The organism is Citrobacter europaeus (assembly GCA_020099315.1).
In the GTDB taxonomy this organism is placed as follows: domain Bacteria; phylum Pseudomonadota; class Gammaproteobacteria; order Enterobacterales; family Enterobacteriaceae; genus Citrobacter; species Citrobacter europaeus.
On the sequence record CP083650.1, the window covers coordinates 1159484 to 1177822 of the forward strand.

17 protein-coding genes are annotated in these 18339 nt (G+C 54.7%); 3 read left to right on the forward strand and 14 right to left on the reverse strand.

Annotation, left to right across the window (positions count from 1 at the left end; translation table 11 throughout):
- Window positions 1-109: 109 nt before the first annotated feature.
- From copA to LA337_05440, 8 genes are all read right to left on the reverse strand, one after another.
- Entirely contained in the window at window positions 110-2611 is a 2502-nt protein-coding gene (gene copA, locus LA337_05405; GenBank protein UBI17137.1) for a copper-exporting P-type ATPase CopA, read from the reverse strand.
- 145 nt (window positions 2612-2756) lie between these two features.
- Complete coding sequence (locus tag LA337_05410; protein ID UBI17138.1) at window positions 2757-3527, reverse strand: heme ABC transporter ATP-binding protein; 771 nt, start codon at window positions 3525-3527, stop codon at window positions 2757-2759.
- Window positions 3524-4516 (reverse strand): iron ABC transporter permease, encoded by a 993-nt coding sequence (locus LA337_05415; GenBank protein ID UBI17139.1) that lies wholly within the window; start codon window positions 4514-4516, stop codon window positions 3524-3526. The genes LA337_05410 and LA337_05415 overlap by 4 nt, the downstream gene beginning before the upstream one ends.
- Before the next feature lie 51 nt (window positions 4517-4567).
- Window positions 4568-5191, reverse strand: coding sequence for an anaerobilin reductase (chuY, locus tag LA337_05420; GenBank protein ID UBI17140.1), 624 nt, complete (start codon window positions 5189-5191; stop codon window positions 4568-4570).
- Window positions 5191-5685 carry a heme utilization cystosolic carrier protein HutX gene (hutX, locus tag LA337_05425; GenBank protein UBI17141.1) on the reverse strand — a complete coding sequence of 165 codons (495 nt, stop codon included), beginning with the start codon at window positions 5683-5685 and terminating at the stop codon, window positions 5191-5193. The genes chuY and hutX overlap by 1 nt, the downstream gene beginning before the upstream one ends.
- Window positions 5686-5697: 12 nt before the next feature.
- On the reverse strand, window positions 5698-7035 hold the full coding sequence (gene hutW, locus LA337_05430) for a heme anaerobic degradation radical SAM methyltransferase ChuW/HutW (GenBank protein ID UBI17142.1): 1338 nt from the start codon (window positions 7033-7035) through the stop codon (window positions 5698-5700).
- An 18-nt stretch (window positions 7036-7053) separates the two neighbouring features.
- Complete coding sequence (locus LA337_05435; GenBank protein ID UBI17143.1) at window positions 7054-7878, reverse strand: hemin ABC transporter substrate-binding protein; 825 nt, start codon at window positions 7876-7878, stop codon at window positions 7054-7056.
- Window positions 7879-7880: 2 nt separating this feature from the next.
- The gene (locus LA337_05440; GenBank protein ID UBI17144.1) at window positions 7881-10025 is read right to left on the reverse strand and encodes a TonB-dependent receptor; all 2145 of its coding nucleotides are present in this window, start codon (window positions 10023-10025) and stop codon (window positions 7881-7883) included.
- Between the two features lie 290 nt (window positions 10026-10315).
- On the opposite strand from LA337_05440, the gene cueR reads away from it, so the two are divergent.
- The gene (gene cueR, locus LA337_05445; GenBank protein ID UBI18405.1) at window positions 10316-10726 is read left to right on the forward strand and encodes a Cu(I)-responsive transcriptional regulator; all 411 of its coding nucleotides are present in this window, start codon (window positions 10316-10318) and stop codon (window positions 10724-10726) included.
- Here the strand turns inward: cueR and LA337_05450 are convergent.
- From LA337_05450 to LA337_05465, 4 genes are read right to left on the reverse strand one after another with little or no spacing between them, the layout of a single operon-like run.
- Window positions 10723-11439, reverse strand: a complete 717-nt coding sequence (locus LA337_05450) for a DUF3142 domain-containing protein (protein UBI17145.1) — start codon at window positions 11437-11439, stop codon at window positions 10723-10725. The genes cueR and LA337_05450 overlap by 4 nt on opposite strands.
- On the reverse strand, window positions 11409-13562 hold the full coding sequence (locus tag LA337_05455; protein UBI17146.1) for a hypothetical protein: 2154 nt from the start codon (window positions 13560-13562) through the stop codon (window positions 11409-11411). The genes LA337_05450 and LA337_05455 overlap by 31 nt, the downstream gene beginning before the upstream one ends.
- Before the next feature lie 19 nt (window positions 13563-13581).
- A complete protein-coding gene (locus tag LA337_05460; GenBank protein ID UBI17147.1) occupies window positions 13582-14040 on the reverse strand; it encodes an NfeD family protein in 459 nt (152 codons plus the stop codon).
- Complete coding sequence (locus tag LA337_05465) at window positions 14037-14954, reverse strand: SPFH/Band 7/PHB domain protein (protein UBI17148.1); 918 nt, start codon at window positions 14952-14954, stop codon at window positions 14037-14039. The genes LA337_05460 and LA337_05465 overlap by 4 nt, the downstream gene beginning before the upstream one ends.
- A gap of 134 nt (window positions 14955-15088) precedes the next feature.
- Between LA337_05465 and fetA the strand changes: the two genes are divergently transcribed.
- Window positions 15089-15766 carry an iron ABC transporter ATP-binding protein FetA gene (gene fetA / locus LA337_05470; protein ID UBI17149.1) on the forward strand — a complete coding sequence of 226 codons (678 nt, stop codon included), beginning with the start codon at window positions 15089-15091 and terminating at the stop codon, window positions 15764-15766.
- Window positions 15753-16532: an iron export ABC transporter permease subunit FetB gene (gene fetB, locus LA337_05475; GenBank protein ID UBI17150.1), complete on the forward strand. Its 780-nt coding sequence runs from the start codon at window positions 15753-15755 to the stop codon at window positions 16530-16532. The genes fetA and fetB overlap by 14 nt, the downstream gene beginning before the upstream one ends.
- Window positions 16533-16607: 75 nt before the next feature.
- Here the strand turns inward: fetB and LA337_05480 are convergent, their stop codons facing one another.
- On the reverse strand, window positions 16608-17519 hold the full coding sequence (locus LA337_05480; protein UBI17151.1) for a co-chaperone YbbN: 912 nt from the start codon (window positions 17517-17519) through the stop codon (window positions 16608-16610).
- A 1-nt stretch (window position 17520) separates the two neighbouring features.
- Complete coding sequence (locus LA337_05485; GenBank protein UBI17152.1) at window positions 17521-18291, reverse strand: SDR family oxidoreductase; 771 nt, start codon at window positions 18289-18291, stop codon at window positions 17521-17523.
- Between the last annotated feature and the right edge of the window lie 48 nt (window positions 18292-18339).

Below are 18339 nucleotides of genomic sequence, written 5' to 3' on the forward strand. Positions count from 1 at the left end.
AGGTGCAATGCGTGAATCGCCGGATGGCGATGCGAAATCCTCTTATCCGGCCTACAAAGTGCAGATAACATTGTAGGTCGGATAAGCGTGAGCGCCATACGGCAATGGGTTACTCTTTCGGTTTGAAGCGCAGCAGTCGGTTAGCGTTGCTCACCACGGTAATGGAGGAGAGCGCCATCGCCGCCCCGGCAACGACCGGGTTGAGCAGCGTTCCGGTAAACGGCCACAGGATCCCAGCGGCAACCGGAATACCGATGCTGTTATAGATAAACGCGCCGAGCAGATTCTGCTTCATATTACGCAGCGTTGCCCGGGAGATAGACAGCGCATCCGCCACGCCCATCAGACTATGGCGCATTAGCGTAATCGCGGCGGTTTCAATCGCTACATCGCTACCGCCACCCATGGCAATCCCTACATCAGCCTGAGCCAGCGCAGGCGCATCGTTGATCCCGTCACCCACCATGGCAACCTGACGCCCCTGGCTTTGCAGACGCTTAATCGCCTCGGCTTTACCGTCCGGCAGGACGCCCGCAATCACCTCATCAATACCCGCCTCTTTGGCAATGGCGTTGGCGGTCGTTGGATTGTCGCCGGTGAGCATCACCAGACGATACCCGGCGCGATGCAGACGCTGGAGCGCTGCCACGCTGTCGCTACGTAATGGATCACGTACCGCTAACAGAGCCGCCGCGTGACCATCAATCGCCAACAGGACCGGGGTTGAACCCTGGGAAGCCTGAGCGGTAATTTCAGCTTCCATTTCAGTGGTATCTACCTGCTGTTCATTGAGCAACGCCTGGTTGCCCAGCAGCAACGTATGACCTTCCGTCTCACCGCTGACGCCTAACCCACGCAGCGTACGGAAACCGTTGACCTGCGGCAGCGAGATATCACCGGCTCTGTCCAGAATCGCCCTGGCCAGCGGGTGGCTGGAACCCTGTTCAAGGGCTGCAGCCAGACGAATTGCCAGCGCTTCATCGGTGTTGCCAAACGTTTTGATGGCGACAACCTGCGGCTTGCCTTCCGTCAGCGTCCCGGTCTTATCAAACACGATGGTATCCAGCGTGCTGGCGCGCTGCAGCGCATCAGCATCACGTACCAGCACCCCAAACTCCGCGGCACGCCCAACGCCGGAAATAATCGACATCGGCGTTGCCAGACCCAGCGCACAAGGACAAGCAATAATCAGAACGGTGGTGGCAATCACCAGCGTATAAACAATCTGCGGAGCCGGCCCAAAGAAATACCAGATAGCCGCACTGATCAGCGCAATGGCGACCACGACCGGAACGAACACCGAGGAGATACGGTCGGCCAGTTTGCCTATTTCCGGTTTGCTGCTTTGCGCCTGGCGCACCATACGAATAATGCGTGACAGCGTTGTGTGGCTGCCAACGGCGCTGGCGCGGAACAGCACGCTGCCGTCCTGTACGACCGTACCGGCGTGGACGCTATCGCCTTCGCCTTTTTGTTGCGGAATCGGCTCACCGGTCAGCATGGCTTCATCCAGCCAGGCTTCGCCCTGAGTGATTTCGCCATCAACCGGAACGCGATCGCCGGTGGTCAGGCGCAGCAACATTCCCGCCTGAACATCTGCCAGCGGCACGTTCTTTTCACCTTCGTTGGTAACAACACGCGCGGTCGGCGGCGTCAGATCGAGCAATTTTTCCAGTGCTTTGGACGAACGCTGGCGAGCCCGCGCTTCCAGCATGTGCCCGAGGTTAATCAGACCGATAATCATCGCACTGGCTTCATAATAGAGGTGTCGCGCTTCCATCGGGAACCATTGCGGCCAGAGGTTGACGCTCATGGAATAGAGCCATGCCACCCCCGTACCCAGCGCCACCAGCGTATCCATGGTCGCGGTGCCGTTCATCAGGCTTTTCCACGCATTGCGGTAAAAGTGACCGCCCGCGAAAACCATCACGGCAAGCGTTGCCAGACCAATCGCCAGCCACAGGCTGCGGTTGTCGTCACTCACCATCATGTTATCGCCAATCATTCCCCACACCATGACCGGAATACCCAGCAGCAGCGCGACGGCCGCCTGCCAGCGAAAACGTTTCATGGTTGCCACGGCGGTTTCTTGCTGACGTTCGCGACGCTTAGCATCATCTTCAATGGCTTCTGCGCCGTAACCTGCTTTCTCCACCGCTTTCACTAATTGGTCGGCGGACGCACTGCCCATTACCAGCGCAGTACGTTCCGCCAGATTTACCCGTGCCTGTGTGACACCCGGTACGTTTTGCAGAGCATCTTGTACGCGGATAACACAGCTGGCGCAGCTCATGCCGTTTAACAGCAACTGCTGGCTGTCATCATCAGCCGTAGCTGCCGGAAGCTCGGGAGGGACCGCTGCCAGTGCTTCCGACGGGATTGATGACTCCGTCAGCGGTTTAGCCTTTGGGTGGCTTAACTCCGCGCCGTAACCGGCTTGTTTGATGGTTTCAATCAGCGCTTCTGCACTGGCGCTCCCGGTGATGTGCGCTTCAGTCACGGTGACATCTGCTTGTTCAACATCCGGACGTTGTTCCAGACTTTCTTTGACGCGTTTAACGCAGTGACCGCAGGACAGTCCGTCCAGGGTCAGGTCGATGGTTTGAGACATAACACACTCCTTTATTACGGGATTAACTGACTGTGATAAAGGTTAAACCTTCCAGCAAGGGGAAGGTCAAGGGCGTTTTAAAAAAAGATGAAAAAGCAGGAAAAGGAGAAAAACGGGAACGTCAGGTCAGGACGTTCCCGGTCTGTTATTGATTGAGAACGATAAGCGGCGTTCGATGCTCCGGTTCATTCATCACTGTGAGATCGGCGCCGTACAGCGCATTTAGCGAGGGTTGCAGCAGAACATCCTGTGGGCGACCGTTATCAACTATCCTGCCGCGTTCCATCAATACCACGCGGTCAGCATAGCGCGCTGCAAGATTGAGATCGTGCAGGACGCAGCAGACGCTGAACTGTCGTTCACCTACCAGGCGACGCAGCAGACGAAAAAGATGCTGTTGGTGGTGAATATCCAGGGCAGAGGTGGGTTCATCGAGAAACAACCATTTTGGTCTGGGCTCGGGCTCCCAAAGCTGAACCAGCAGGCGCGCCAGTTGTACCCGTTGTTGTTCTCCTCCCGACAGATGCCGGTAATCGCGCGCGGCCAGCGCCTGGCAGTCGCACAGCGTCATGATGTGCTCCGTTTCATCGCCCGTGTTGCGCGTCCGATACGGATGCCTGCCCATGCGGATCACCTCCTGCACGCTAAACGGGAAGGCCATATGACTGTTCTGGCGCATCACAGCACGGGTTTTTGCCAGCTCGGTGATTGACCACTCGTTCAGCGGCTTGCCAAACAAGCTGCAACGTCCGCTATGGGGCTGCAGATAGCCCGTAAGCTGGCGGAGTAGCGTCGATTTTCCTGCCCCATTCGGGCCAAGAATCGCGATGATTTCTCCATCAGGTAGCGTCAGGGAAACGTCATCGGTCAGTCGTCTGCCCTGAATGTGGTAGACCAGATTTTCAGCGACGATCATGACACCCTCCGGCTACGCAGTATTAACCACAGGAAATACGGTCCACCGATCAGGCTGGTTAACAGGCCAACGGGCATTTCGGCAGGCTGAACAAGAGTGCGGGCCAGCGTGTCGGCAATCAGAAGTAAACAGGCGCCGGCCAGCGTAGAGCAGGGAATCAACCAGCGATGATCGGCGCCGGTAGTCATTCTGATCAGATGTGGGATCACCAGGCCAATAAAGCCAATCACGCCGCTGACGGAAACGGCAGCGCCAACCAGGAGCGAGCTGAGCAACAGTAACTGCTGGCGCTTACGTTTGACGTTTACGCCGAGGTAATGCGCCTCTTCATCACCCAATTGCAGCAAATTAAGCGTTCCTGCCATACAGACGGTGACAGCAATAGCTGGAAGAACAAACGTGCTGGCAACCAGCAGCGTTGGCCACTGGGCCTGGCCGAGATTCCCCATCATCCACAGCGTAAGTTGACGTAGCTGCTGTTCGTCACCCACATAGCTCAGCACGCCAATAGCCGAACCGCACAGAGCATTGATAGCGATACCGGCTAACAGCAGTTGCATCATTCCGCCGTGGTTATGACGCTGGCTTATCAGAAAAATAATCGTGCAGACCACCATGCTGCCCGCGACGGCAAAAATCATCTGCTCATACAACACCAGCACCACGGGGAATGAAAAGGGGATAACTATCGCGATGCCGACCATCAGCGCGGAGCCGCTGCTGACGCCAAGCAGGCCGGGATCGGCCATTGGATTGCGAAAAAGCCCCTGCATAATGACCCCTGCCGTAGCCAGCGCAGCACCGACCAAAACGGCCAGCAGCACGCGAGGCAGGCGGATGTTCAACCAGATATCACGGTATTCGTCGTTGAACAGGGCGCTGAAGCTAATATTCAACGCCCCCTGACTGGCACCGAACAGCATCAGAGCGACCAGCAAGAGAGAAAGGCCCGTCAGAATGCTGACGGAAGAAAGCGAGTCCTTAAGCACGCAACGCTCCATAACGTCTTTGCGGCGCGAATTTTCCGCGCCGCGAGGGGTTTACGCGGGTTTCAGTCCCGGCTCAACCAAACTGTAAATCTGGTTATTGAGTGCCGGCGCCGTGGCCAGTTCGTGAATGTGCCTGGCAACATCTGCGCGCATCACAAAGCCATGACACTCTTCGGCCTGTAATCGTTGCGCCAGGCCTGTGGCTTCACCGTTCAGCAAACCGCCGGGGCGGAGAATGGCGTAGTCCAGTTGACTGGTTTGTAGCCAGCTTTCAGCCAACGATTTTTCCCGTACAGCCTGGCCAAATGCGGCCCTGGCACGTGGGGACAAAAAGGCCCAACTGTCGCCACAGCCCAGGGAGGTGACCAGAATCATGCGTTTGATCTCAGCTTTTTCTGCTTCATCAATGACGGTTCTGTGCGCCAGATAATCCTGGGCACCGCCCATGGAGGAGATCACTGTGGCATGCTGACCCGCTGCGCGACAGGCGCAGGCGGTGACCTGGCTGTCGCAGGCATCGCCAATAAAGACCTGCACACCTTTTTCCTGCAGCCCGGCAGCGACCTGGGGATTGCGAACGACAGCAATCACCGGACGATGCTCCGCCAGCGCGAGTTCCAGCGTTTTCGCGCCGACGCCGCGACCACCTGCACCAAAAATGAGCCATGGAGCCATCAGGCATGTTCCTTTAAAGATGAAGACAACGCGTGAAAGGCGCTGACCTGTTCGGCCAGTAGCTGTCGATGCTCATCGCGACCGAGGAAAATTTTGAACATAGCGCTACCCGCCTGGTTGAAGAAGAGAATGGACGCAGTGTCCATTCCCATAAATTTGCGTTCAATCAGGGCAATATGCGTGCAGTTTTCTGCCTTGATATGACCGGTCATGCCTTTTTTGCCGCGCAGGTTGAAGTAACCGTGGCGGTGGAACCCGGAAGGTAATTCACCGGTGAATTCCAGAATGACATCAGCAGTATGGACCAGGGTGGTGACTTTGCCCCATTCGCAGACGTTTTCCCAGACGGTATCAAATTGACTGCCGGAAACCAGCGTCGGGGAAGGGAGGTTTTTCACCACCTCCAGCAATGTAGTGTTGTACTGGGCGGCGATAGCTTCCAGCGTACCGTCCGGCTCAGTTTTCAAAAAATCCTGTAAAGAGACATGGCTCATAATTCACTCCTTTTATGGTTGCTCTACCGCAATGCGCGGCGCGTTAAGTGCCTGAATCAGTTCATCAAGAGACTGCAAAATATTGCTCGCCCAAAAACGCCCTTCATTGGTCAGGCGTACACAGGTGCTGGCATCTCGCGTCAGTCCTGCGTGATGCCATTGGGTCAGTAGCGGGGCCAGTTTTTGTGCATGAGGCGTCAGCTCATCCAGCGGAACGCGGGCCGTCTCAATACCGGCCTGGAGAGTGTGTCGCCACTGGAAACCACGCTCGGCGGTGCGCATCATCATCATTAGCGGTTTTTTTCCGGCGGCGATAGATTCATGCCATGTATTCAGGTTGCGCTCGACCATCCAGGAATAGCCATTGACTGATCCTCCTGCCCCAGAGCCGAATGCCAGACAGTCTGCACCCTGTTTAATCAGCAGGTTGTACAGATTGCGTTCCCGTGTGGTGCGCGCCCAGTGGCTGTTGCTGATGCAGCGCCAGCCCGCGCTGTCCATGAAATCGCAGCCCTGAAGATAGAGATCGCGGCGTTCGGCGGGAGAGGGAACGGTTGTGCGCCCGGTTTCAACCGCTTTGCCTAGCGGTGTATTAGGGATCAGATTCAGCGCATAAAGATCTACGCCGTCGAGGCCGATGTCGCGGGCAATCGCCAGATCCTCGCCCCACAGTTTTGCGTCTTGTCCTGGCAGACCAAACAGCAGATCGCACACCACGGCGGCACGATCCCGTTTTACCAGTCCTTGCATAAAGGCTGTCGCGGTCGGGCCGTCCGAAGTACGCGCCATTTTCTTGCGGATTCGGCTGTTAAAAGACTGAATACCGATCGAAAATCGATTGGCGCCAGCGTCAAGGCAGGCATCGATTCGCGCATCGTCAAAATTGAGCACCCGTCCCTCAATGGTGATTTCGCAGTCCGGCGCCAGCGGCAGCTTGTCGCGCAGCGTGGTGATAATTCTGGCCAGATCCTGTGCAGACAGCGCAGAAGGCGTACCGCCGCCAAAATAGACGGCGTGAATGGGGGCCGACTGATGTAATGCGCTATCAGCTTCCATCTCTATTTCGCGCAACAGCGCGTTGGTGTAGCGGGTGCAGTTGTCTTCTTCAAACCGGTTTTGATAAAAACCGCAGAAAGTACAATGCGTTGCACAAAAAGGGATATGCAAGTACACCAGCCGTTTACGCGGCGGGGTTGGCTGGCTGATGACCTCCTGCCAGGTTTGTGACAATAGCTCTTTGGCAACCGGGATCGCCCCACGCCAGGGCATCGTGGCGCGGCGATCCTTAAATGGCTGACGTCCCTCGAGCGCAAAATGCGCGGTGAGATCCAGCGAGTGTTCAGTTTTCATTCTTCTTAATAAATCCAGTTAGTGAGGCCAGAATTGCTGGTGCAGGGCTTCAACCGCATCGGCGACGCGAGGCCCCATCCCCAGAATCAGCGCCTGGTCTACCGCCACAATGCGCTGGTTTTTCCAGGCTGCAGTATGGGTAATACCGGCAATCGCGCTCAGGCGATCCAGACCGCCATCCACCATTTGCGACGTCACCACGATCACCTCCGGGTTGGCGGCGATCAGTGATTCCGCGCTGTAGCTTTTATACTGCTCATGGGTGGCGACATTTTGTGCGCCGGCGAGGGTCATAATGGCATCGGCAACGCTGCCTTTTCCGGCGACCTGCGGCGCGCTGCCGCCAGCGGAGAGAATGAACATGGCTTTGACCGGCACGTTTTTCGCCGCCACGCTGTGCTGAACACGCTCCAGACGTTGCTGCAGGCGATTGACTAACGCCTCGCCTTGCTCAGGAATGTGCAGTGTTGTAGCCAGTTCTCGAATGTTGGCGTACATCTGTTCGACGGTGGCCGGCACGCGTGGCAACGTCACGACGTTAACCTTTTGCGCTCGCAGCTGATCCAAGACGATTTGGGGACCAGCATCCTGCCAGGTGATAAAGCTGTCCGGATGTAGCGATAAAATGCCCTCGCTGCTTAACTGCTTCCAGTAGCCGATATGCGGGAGTGCGGCAGTTTCAGGCGGATACGAGGTGGTTTCATCAACGCCGACCACCCGGTTGCCGACGCCCATGGCGTATATCAGTTCGCTAAGCGAGCCGCCCGCCACCACCAGGCGGTCGGCGGACTGGGCATTGAAAACGCAGGCGAGGCTCAGTAAGCCAATCATGAGTTTTTTCATTGTCAGAAATTCCACGCAAAGCCAACGGCGGCATTGAAACCAGCGTCTGGAATAGATTCATGCGCGGTTCTGTAACGCTTGTCGGTCAAGTTGTTGAGCGCGAGGTTGACCTGATACTGATCCTGCGGACCGAACTCGGTGTTAAATGCGAGGTTAAGTGTGGCCCAGCCTGGGTAGTTGATTTCCGTGGTGCCGGTATTATCTTTGGCGCTGGACGCCGCGCGGATAAAGACATCGGACGTCAGGTTAGCGACGTTCATCAACCAGGTATGTTTCAAGCCGACGCGGCCGGTCAGCGTGGGTTCGCCGGTATCCCAGGTTTTAAGGGTATTGCCTTCGTACTGACGGCGAATGAGATTACCGCTCAGGTAAGGTGAAACCGCCCAGCCGTTGTATTCTGCGGTGAGTTCCATGCCCCAGGTTTTGGCCCGATCGATGTTGTCGTAGTAGTAATAGCCGCCCCGTGAAGAGGTGGTATTACCGTTGCATACGGGTTGACCTGAACAGGCCAGGCTGGCGATATAGTCTTTGGCTTCGGAGTAATAAATGGCGCCGTCAATCAGCCACATATTCCCTTTATACCGTGCGCCCAGCTCATAGTTATTCGAGTGTTCCGCCTTCAGGTTTGGGTTGCCGTAGGTCACGCTGCCGCCTGCGGACGTCTGCATAAATAGCTGAGTCAGCGTGGGGAAGACATAGCCCTGGGCATATGCAGCCCGGAGTTCAAGATCTTTAAAACCGGAATAGCGTAGGCTGGTTGAGGTCACCAGTTCATCATCGTGAACGGAATTTCCTCCAGTGGATTGCCAGGTGCTGCCGCTGCTTTGCAGGGTTTGCGTATCGTTGCGATTGAGCTTCGAAGACAGCCAGTACTGGCGTGCGCCCACGGTCCACGTCCAGTCATCGGCAAAGCGCCAGTCGTTTTGCGCGAACAATGAGGTGTTGCTTTGCTCCGCTTCGTTGTATGACAGGGTACGGGTTTGCGTATCGAAGAAGCCGGTAGCTGCGGTCTGGCGCGTACTGCCGTCCGCGTCCTGTTTTATTTTGTCATGCTGATATTGAGTGCCAATCACCAGCTCGTTGTTAGCGGGAAGGGTGAAATTGCCCTGCAGCGTTACCCCCTGGGTATACTGTTTGTCGTTGGTATTGGTTTGATTGTTTATCGTCAGCGCTTTAATCGCCGGGCTGGGGATTATCTGGGTCGTTTTGACCCGGTTTTCAAATTTGCGCTCTATTGTCTGGCTGTATGCGTCAAGATGGATTTTCTTCAGGTAATCCCCGTCAGCCGCATAGTCGTAGAAAAGACCGATTTTCTCGCGTTCCAGCTTAGGTATTTTGACGCTAAAGTCGTCGAACTGGCCCTCTGGATCGTCAAACCAGGTTTGAGTAGACAATTTGTAACGATCGAGGGAAAGTCCGATTTTGTGGCGATCGAAGTTGTAGCCAAGCCACATGCCCTGGCCGTTATTACGGAAATTGGTGTCGGGCAATCTTCCATCAGGCGTATCGCGGTCCCCCTGGTCGGAATAGCTGCCATTGATGCGGTAGTCAAAGTTTCCGATGCTGCCCCAGGCCGCAGCTGATTCTTCCCATCCTGCCGTTGCGGAGTTATAGACGGCCTTAACGCTGCCGCCGAGAGGCTTATCGCCGCCTTTTTTGGTAATAAAGTTTACGACGCCGCCAATCGCCTGCGAACCATAGAGGACAGAGTAAGGGCCTTTGACCACTTCAATCCGTTCCAGCGCGGATTCGTCAATCAGCAAACCGGCCCCGTAGTTTTGCCCGGCGCGCTGGTAGCTGACGACCTGGCCGTCTATCAAAATCAGCACCCGCGAAGAGGCTTCGCCACGAATACGGATTTGTTTCCGGCCAGCGAGGGCGTTATCGGTGACTTCAACGCCGGGAATATCTTGTAAATCATCAGCAATAGAAACGCTGGTGGAGTTTTGCAGCGTCTGGCGATCGATAACCTGAATGGTTGCCGGGCTATCCCAGAGACTACTTTCAGAGCGGTTAGCCGTGACGATCACCGTATCATCGCCGGGCGTTGAAGCGTGTGTTGTAGAGGTAGCTGCAGAAGCAGCGCCGGACATGCATAATGTCAGGGCTGAAAGAATAAATGGCCTTTGGTTAATCCGTGGCAACATAAGGGAACCTTTATTGAATGTAAATGATCATCATTATCATTCGCGTTTATATATAAAATTGTTTCCCTTTGTTCAATATGAAAGATGTAGAATCAATGCATCTTTTGATTTGAGTCAATTTTGTGCGGTCAACAAATACTGAAATGTGATCTGTGTCGCGTATAACAATGTGAATCAAAAGGATTTATTCATTTCTTTATTGGCTGAAAATGTGCAGGTCACTCGGGTAAATGATTACGGCAATCTGGGCTATAATGTGGCTCAGCACCAACAAGCACCGCGGGGGAAAAGTGAATATTAGCGATGTTGCGAAAAAAACCGGTTTAACCAGCAAAGCCATTCGCTTTTATGAAGAGAAAGGACTGGTGACGCCGCCGCTGCGTAGTGACAATGGCTATCGCACTTACAACCAACAGCATCTGAATGAACTGACGTTGCTGCGTCAGGCGCGCCAGGTTGGTTTTAACCTGGAAGAGTGCGGCGAGCTGGTAAACTTATTTAACGATCCGGCGCGTCATAGCGCGGATGTGAAAAAGCGTACGTTAGAAAAAGTGGCGGACATTGAGCGGCATATCAGTGAGCTGCAGGCCATGCGCTTGCATTTGCTGGCGCTGGCGGACAGTTGCCCGGGCGATGACAGCGCCGAATGTCCAATCATGGATAATCTCTCCGGCTGCTGCCATCACCAGGCGAAGGCTTAACGGCGAGAAGGATTAAGCATAAACACCACCGTACCGCGATACCACGGGGATTTCTCAAGCTGCGCTTCAGCCTGAGGGTCCCTGCTACCATTTTGTACCAGTCCCAGCTTAAACGGAATGCGCAGACGAGCGAGCGCAGGCAGATACGCCTGATAATTTGTTACCGTGTGACGGCCCTGATAGCTCTGCACCACCAGTTCATCGACCGCCAGCGCGTTCAACGTGGCGACGTCGCCCGTTTTTGCCCAATCCAGTAATCCGGTTACGCCAAGTGCAAATTCAGTGGGTAACCTCTGGCGCAACTGCTGTAGAAAGTGCGCGTAGTCGGCAAGCTGATGGGTCGCCGCGTCAAAATCAACCTGCAGGCCGACAACGTGATTCCCGGCGGCCTGCCAGCGTTGCATCAACCGTATGATACGCGCCGGGATTTCCTCCGGTACGTCGAGCGTGGTAAAGCGTACGGTCAGCCAGATTGACGGAAAAGACAGACGGCTGACCGGCAGTCCGAGACGCTGGAAAACCACGTTACCCGAACGAACCAGTACCTCGCCCTGATGCAGATAGACCGTTTGCGCGTTTTTCAGCTCGTCACTGGCCTTCACTCCGGACCACAGCCAGAAGGCGGGATGCTCACGGGCGGCGACGATATCCGCCGCCTGTGCCTGGCCCAGCAGCAGTGCGGTTACCAGTAGTATTTGAGTTTTTGCGCCCACGGGCTTCCCGGATACTGCGTTTTCAGTTGGGTGAACCAGCCCTTACGCTGCAGTTTATCCACTTCCTCGCCGCCGCACTCGTTAGCGCCTGAAGGCGCATAGCACATGATGGCGCGATACAACGCGAAGCTCTTATCTTCGACTTCAGCGGTGGGCGAGGTGATTACCTGCTGATAGTAGCTTTGTCTGTCGAACTGGCCGAAGGGTTTCTTGCGCGAGATTGCTGATTCAAGCTCGTCATTGCCAGCGCTGTTTTTCCACAGATCAACATGCGTTTGCGTGGTGCGGAAGAATTCGCCTAAGCAGTTCAATGCGTGGGCATCATCCGCTTTTTTGCTCAATACCGTTACCGTTTCATTGAGGCTGCGACACGTATAGCCCGCCTGCGCCGCGTCGCCATTCCAGTCGAATATGCTCAGGTTAACGTCAGCAAACGCTTCGCCAATGACCGGAGGCGTAATCGCGCTGGCCAGTTTTTTGTCATTCAGCCAGTCGCCAAAGCGATCCTCAGTAAGATCCCGCACCAGCAGCGTATGCAGGGCGATGGTACGCTCTTCGTTATTCGGACCGTGGACGGCCTGCTGACGCAGCAGTTCAGGTGTGGCCTGTGTTTTTAGCACCTGCGAGCGAAAGCGCAGGTTGGTCACGGTACTTTCTGGGGCAAAAACTGCCTCCACGTCGCCGCTATAAACCAGGGTCGCAGCGAGCTTAGCCTGCACATACTGCTGCTGTTCGTTGTCCTGACTAAGTTTTAACAACTGCTGCCAGAAATCACGCGCAGCGCTCCAATTCTTCTGGCCCATTAGCGCTTCGCCGTACAGCACCTGTTCGCTGAAGGCGAGAGTATCGTGAGCGGCAAGTTTCTGCGCTGGTGTAACTGCCTGAATAATTGCCGCGTAGTTGCCCGTTGCCTGCCACAGATTCAGTTGCAGATCGCGCCATAGCGGCAATTTTTGGCTCTGTTCAAACACCGGCTTGCTGGCGTCGAGTTGTTCCTGGGTCAACGTAGGTTTACTGTTGTTATCCAGGCGCAGCGCGCGCAGCAGTTCGATATAGCTGACCAGCGGCGCGTCGGGGAAGGCCTCCACCACGGGTCCTTCAAAGAATTGCATACCGAATACATTATCGTATTCGATAACGATTTCACGCAGTTGCTGTGCGTCAGCCGACTGCTGGAGCGTCTGCTCATACAACCCGGCCAACTGCGGCCACGCCTGTAAATACCAGTTTATGCGACGCAACATACCGCGGGTGGAATTGGCGTAGAGTCCTTCCGGCCAGCGTTGCAGATAGTTCTGCGCCTCTTTTTGCGCCTGAGCGGCGTCTTTGAGTTTGATATTGTCGATATTAAATTCGCCGTACTGCCCGTCGCTAAACTTACTGCTTTTGTTCAGTGCTGTGCGCATCAACATGTATTGCGCGGTTTCCATCAGCCAGGGGGAGCCGTTGTGCAACACGATGGTAAAGTCTTGCTCGGCCCCTTCGTAATTTTGATCGTAAAAATGCGCGGCACCGGTCAGATACGTTTTGTACAGAAGTGAAGTCGAATCAGCCGGAAGTGCAGCAAGGGACTCGGCGATCTGTTCTTTGGTCGCGCGCCCCCATAAATCCAGGCGCGCTTGCGCAAGTAATCGGCGCTGGTCGATATTTAACGTCTCGTCCGTCATCAGCGCAGCGATAAACTCGCTTACGCTCTGGCGATTATTCGACACATAACGGTTTTCCAGGTCGGCATCATAGCCGTTTTGTTTGGCAAATAGCGGAGGTTCGATTTCCAGAACAGCCAGTTGCTGACTCAGAGTGGTATCTTCACTTTGCACCGGGGCAACCGCTGGCTGCGGGACAGTCTCATCCCATTGTGGGTGATACGCAAAATAGAAATCGCGGGAGCGGGTGATATCCGCTGGCATCGACTGCACCGGCAGAACAAATGATTTTTCCTGACTCAGCAGCCGCAGCAGGTTGTCGCGGCTGTCGTTTTCAGGGTTAAAGGTCGGCGTGCCTTTCAGCAGGCAGCTGTCGTCGCTCCATTTACAGTCTTCCATATCGAAAGAGGCGAGTGCCTGCGGGGCGGCGGTCAGTAATGTGCAAAGGGCAAAGGCAAGGGGTGTCTTCCTGACCATAGTCTTATTTCCTGTCTTTTTAGTGTGATACCGCTTTAATAATCAGGGTAATTCCCTCAACGGCAATGACCTCAACCTGCGTTCCTGCGCTCAAATCGTCGCGGGCGCTAACGGGCCAGGAGCTGTCGCCGACGCGCATATGTCCGCGACCATTGACCAGGGCGGTTTCCAGAATAAATCGACGGCCAACCAGCTGCTGACCGCGCTGGTTAAGATGGCTGTCGGCGGGTTTCTGCTCTTTCACGCGTTTTGCCAGCCACTTCCACCACAGCCAGGCCGCCAGTAGCGTGAGTACAGCGAACATCGCCCCCTGCCACGCCCAGTCAAGCGGGACGAGCCACACCACCAGGCCAGTAATTACCGCCGCCACGCCGCTCCACAGCAGATAGCCGTTACCGCCCAGCATCTCGGCGGCGAGGAGCAAACCGCCGAGGCTGAGCCAGAAGATGTGCGGGTGTACCAGAATCATCGCTATCATGATTTTTTCCGCTCGCTGGCGCTGTCCTTAACCAGTTCGGCGATCCCGGCAATGGAGCCCATCAGGCTGCTGGCGTCCAGCGGCATCATCACCACTTTGCTGTTATTTGACGAACCGATATGCTGCAGCGCTTCGGTGTATTTCTGCGCCACGAAGTAGTTCACGGCCTGGATATCCCCGGCGGCAATGGCCTCAGAAACCATCTGCGTTGCACGGGCTTCTGCTTCTGCGGAACGTTCACGCGCTTCAGCCTGTAAAAACGCGGACTGACGTTCACCTTCCGCTTTGAGGATTTTCGACTGCTTCTCACCTTCGGCCTTGACGATTTCCGCCTGACGGATCCCTTCTGCTTCAAGAATGTAGGCGCGTTTTGTTCGTTCGGCTTTCATCTGTGCGTTCATGGCGTCGATAAGCTCAGCCGGAGGACGGACGTCGCGGATCTCAATACGGGTGATTTTGATGCCCCAGGGATTGGTGGCCTCATCAACGATGTGCAGCAGGCGCGTGTTGATGTTGTCGCGTTGGGAGAGCATTTCATCGAGTTCCATCGAGCCGAGAACGGTACGAATGTTGGTCATGGTCAGGTTGATGATCGCCAGTTCCAGGTTGCTGACTTCATAAGCCGCTTTCGGCGCGTCGATCACCTGAATAAAGCACACGGCATCAATCGCGACGTTGGCGTTATCTTTGGAGATGACTTCCTGAGAGGGGATATCAAGCACCTGTTCCATCATATTGATCTTACGACCAATGCGGTCCATGAACGGTACAACAAGGCTTAAACCCGGCTGCAGGGTTTTGGTGTAACGGCCAAAACGCTCTACCGTCCACTGGTATCCCTGCGGGACGATTTTGACGCCTGCGCCGACGATGACCAGCGCGACAAAAATAAGAATAGGAATAAAAATGAGCATTGATGAAACCTCCTGTTGTGCTGTCCTTTACTGCTTCATTAGTCAAATTATACCCGATTTATCAAGGTGGGCTCCCCTATAATAAATTACAGAGATAGACTATCTGCACGAAAGAGGTAAAAAAGGGATTGGTAATGGAAGAAAGCAGCATTCTGCTTCAGTTAAAAAATGTCGCATGGCAGGCAGGGGCGACGCAGGTTCTCAATAACATCTGTTTTGATCTCCGCGCCGGAGAATTTAAGTTGATTACCGGCCAGTCCGGGTGCGGTAAAAGTACGTTACTCAAGATAGTCGCGTCGTTAATAAGTCCGAGTTCCGGTGAAATCCTTTTTGAGGGTAAGGAGATAAATACCCTCAAGCCGGAAGCGTATCGTCAGCAGGTCTCTTATTGCGCGCAAACGCCCGCTTTGTTTAGTGATACCGTCTACGACAACCTCATTTTCCCGTGGCAAATTCGCGATAAACGCCCGGAACCGGATGTGTTTCTGGAAGATCTGGCCCGATTTGAGTTACCTGAGGCAATCCTCAAAAAAAATATCAATGAGCTGTCCGGCGGCGAAAAGCAGCGCGTCTCGTTAATTCGTAATTTGCAGTTTCTGCCGAAAATCCTGCTGCTTGATGAAATCACCAGCGCGCTGGATGAAGCCAACAAGCGTAATGTGAACGAATTAATTCACCACTATGTTCGCGATAAGAATATTGCTGTGCTGTGGGTGACGCATGACAAAGATGAAATTGATCATGCGGATAACGTCATAACCCTTCAACCGCACGCCGGTGAAATGCAGGAAGTAAGCAATGAACGAGCATAATATTACCAATGAATCCCTGGCATTAGCGATGATGCTGGTGGTGGTCGCAATACTGATCAGCAACAAAGAAAAGCTGGCGCTGGAAAAAGATATTCTCTGGAGCGTGTGCCGGGCGGTGGTTCAGCTTATTATCGTTGGCTACGTGCTGAAATATATTTTCGGCGTCAACCACAGCATTCTGACCTTATTGATGGTGCTGTTTATTTGCTTTAACGCGGCCTATAACGCGCAAAAGCGCAGTAAATTTATTGATAAGGCTTTTCTCTCGTCGTTTATCGCCATTACGGCGGGGGCGGGGTTAACGCTGGCGGTGCTGGTTCTGTCAGGCTCTATCGAGTTCACGCCGATGCAGGTTATCCCTATTTCCGGCATGATTGCAGGCAATGCGATGGTTGCGGTAGGGCTTTGTTACAACAATCTGGGGCAGCGGTTTAACAGCGAACAGCAGCAAATTCAGGAAAAACTCAGCCTCGGCGCGACGCCGAAAGTGGCCTCCGCGCCGCTGATTCGCGACAGCATTCGTGCCTCGCTGATCCCGACTATCGATTCAGCGAAGACCGTGGGGCTGGTGAGTTTACCGGGGATGATGTCCGGATTGATTTTTGCAGGTATTGATCCGGTAAAAGCGATTAAGTATCAGATTATGGTAACGTTTATGCTGCTTTCGACGGCCAGCCTGTCGACCATTATTGCCTGCTACCTGACCTATCGGAAGTTCTATAATTCACGTCACCAATTAGTTGTAACGCATTTGAAGAAGACGTGATCTGATGCCGGGAGCGGTATTTGTCGAATTTCCAGGCCCGATAAGCGCAAGCGCCATCGGGCAAAATCAAACGGATTAGTACAGCAGCGCGTACAGCTGGCGGCGGTACTTCGAGGCCAGCGCATCGCCCGTACCCAGTGCGGCAAGGATCTCCTGGAAAGTTTTACGCGCCTGGCCGTCGGCTGCAGTAAGATCTTTCTTCAGGTGGCTAAACAGCAACTCCAGCGATTCTTCGTTGCGTCCGACCTGGTGTAACTGAATGGCAAGTTGAGTTGCCAGCGCCGCATCCTGCGGATTGCTGGCGACCTGCTGCTGCAACTGTTGGATTTCCGGCGTATCAGCCGCCTGCTTCAGCAATTCGATCTGTGCCACCAGCCCCTGATAACGGGTGTCCTGATCCTGCAACGGAATGGTTTTCAGCACCGCTTCGGCTTCGTCAGAACGATTGAGGGCGATTTGCGTTTCCGCCAGCAGCAGACCAATTTCGCTGCTCTGGTTGGAGATCTGCCAGGCTTCTTTCAGCAGCGGCAGCGCATCAGCGTGATTACCCGCTTCGATAAATTCGATAGCCTGGCGCGCTTTCAGCTCTTCTTCGCTCGGCAACACTTTTTCCAGCAGCGCACGAATAACCTCTTCCGGCTGCGGGCCCTGGAATCCATCTACCGGCTGACCGTTCTGGAACAGATAAACCGTGGGGATCGCGCGCAGACCAAACTGGGAGGCGATCATCTGTTCAGCGTCACAGTCGAGCTTAGCGAGTATAAACTGGCCGTTGTACTGGGCAGCAAGACTCTCCAGTACCGGTGTTAACTGCAGACAATGCTGGCTGCGCTCAGACCAAAAATAGAACAGGACCGGCGTGGTCATCGACTGTTCAAGGGTCTGCTGTAGGTTCGATTCGTTAATGTTAACAATATTCTGTGTGGACATGGAGTTACTCTCTTTTGTCGATTTCTTGTTACATGGGGGCTGACGCGCGAGCTTCAACTCAACCCTGTAAAATTTTGTCCATTATGCGGCCTGGCAACAGGCGTTTAAGCAGCATCACTGCCCAGGTCACCAGCGTAACTGGATAACGTAGCTTCGGTTTATCGCTCTCAAACGCATGACGCACTTTGGCGACAACCGCTTCTGGTCCCAGCGTAAAACGCGCGGCAATGCCGGGATTTTCCACGGGAGCATCGCTCTGGGTCTGGTTGACGTTTTCAGTAAAGCGGGTGCGGATAGGGCCGGGCTCAATCAGGCTGACCTTAATCCCGCTGTAGCGCAGCTCCATACGCAGTGCGTCGGACCAGGCTTCCAGCGCATATTTGCTGGCGGCATAGGCCCCGCGTCCCGGCGTTGAGATCAATCCCATGACCGATGAGGTCATCACTATACGTCCTTCGCCGTGGGGTAACATAGCGGGCAAAAGGCGCATGGTAAGCTGATGTGCGCCAAAGAAGTTGGCGGAAAACTGCTGCTCCATTTGCTCGCGGCTGATGGTGGGCAGGGGGCCATAGACGCCGTATCCGGCGTTGTTAAAGATCCCATACAAACGATTATCGGTCAGGGCGATCACCTCATCGGCGGCGCGATCCACGCTTTCGGGTGAATCCAGATCCAGCAATACGCCGGTGAATCCCATGCTGTTCATTCGCGCGACATCGTCAGGTTTGCGACAGCCTGCCAGAATTTGAAAACCCTGGCGCTTTAGCTCAAGCGCGCTTTCCAGACCGATTCCGCTGGAACATCCTGTTATTAAGACCGATTTTTGCATAACTTTACCTGTCAGGATCTCCGTTGTTTTACGAGTCGTGATTTACTA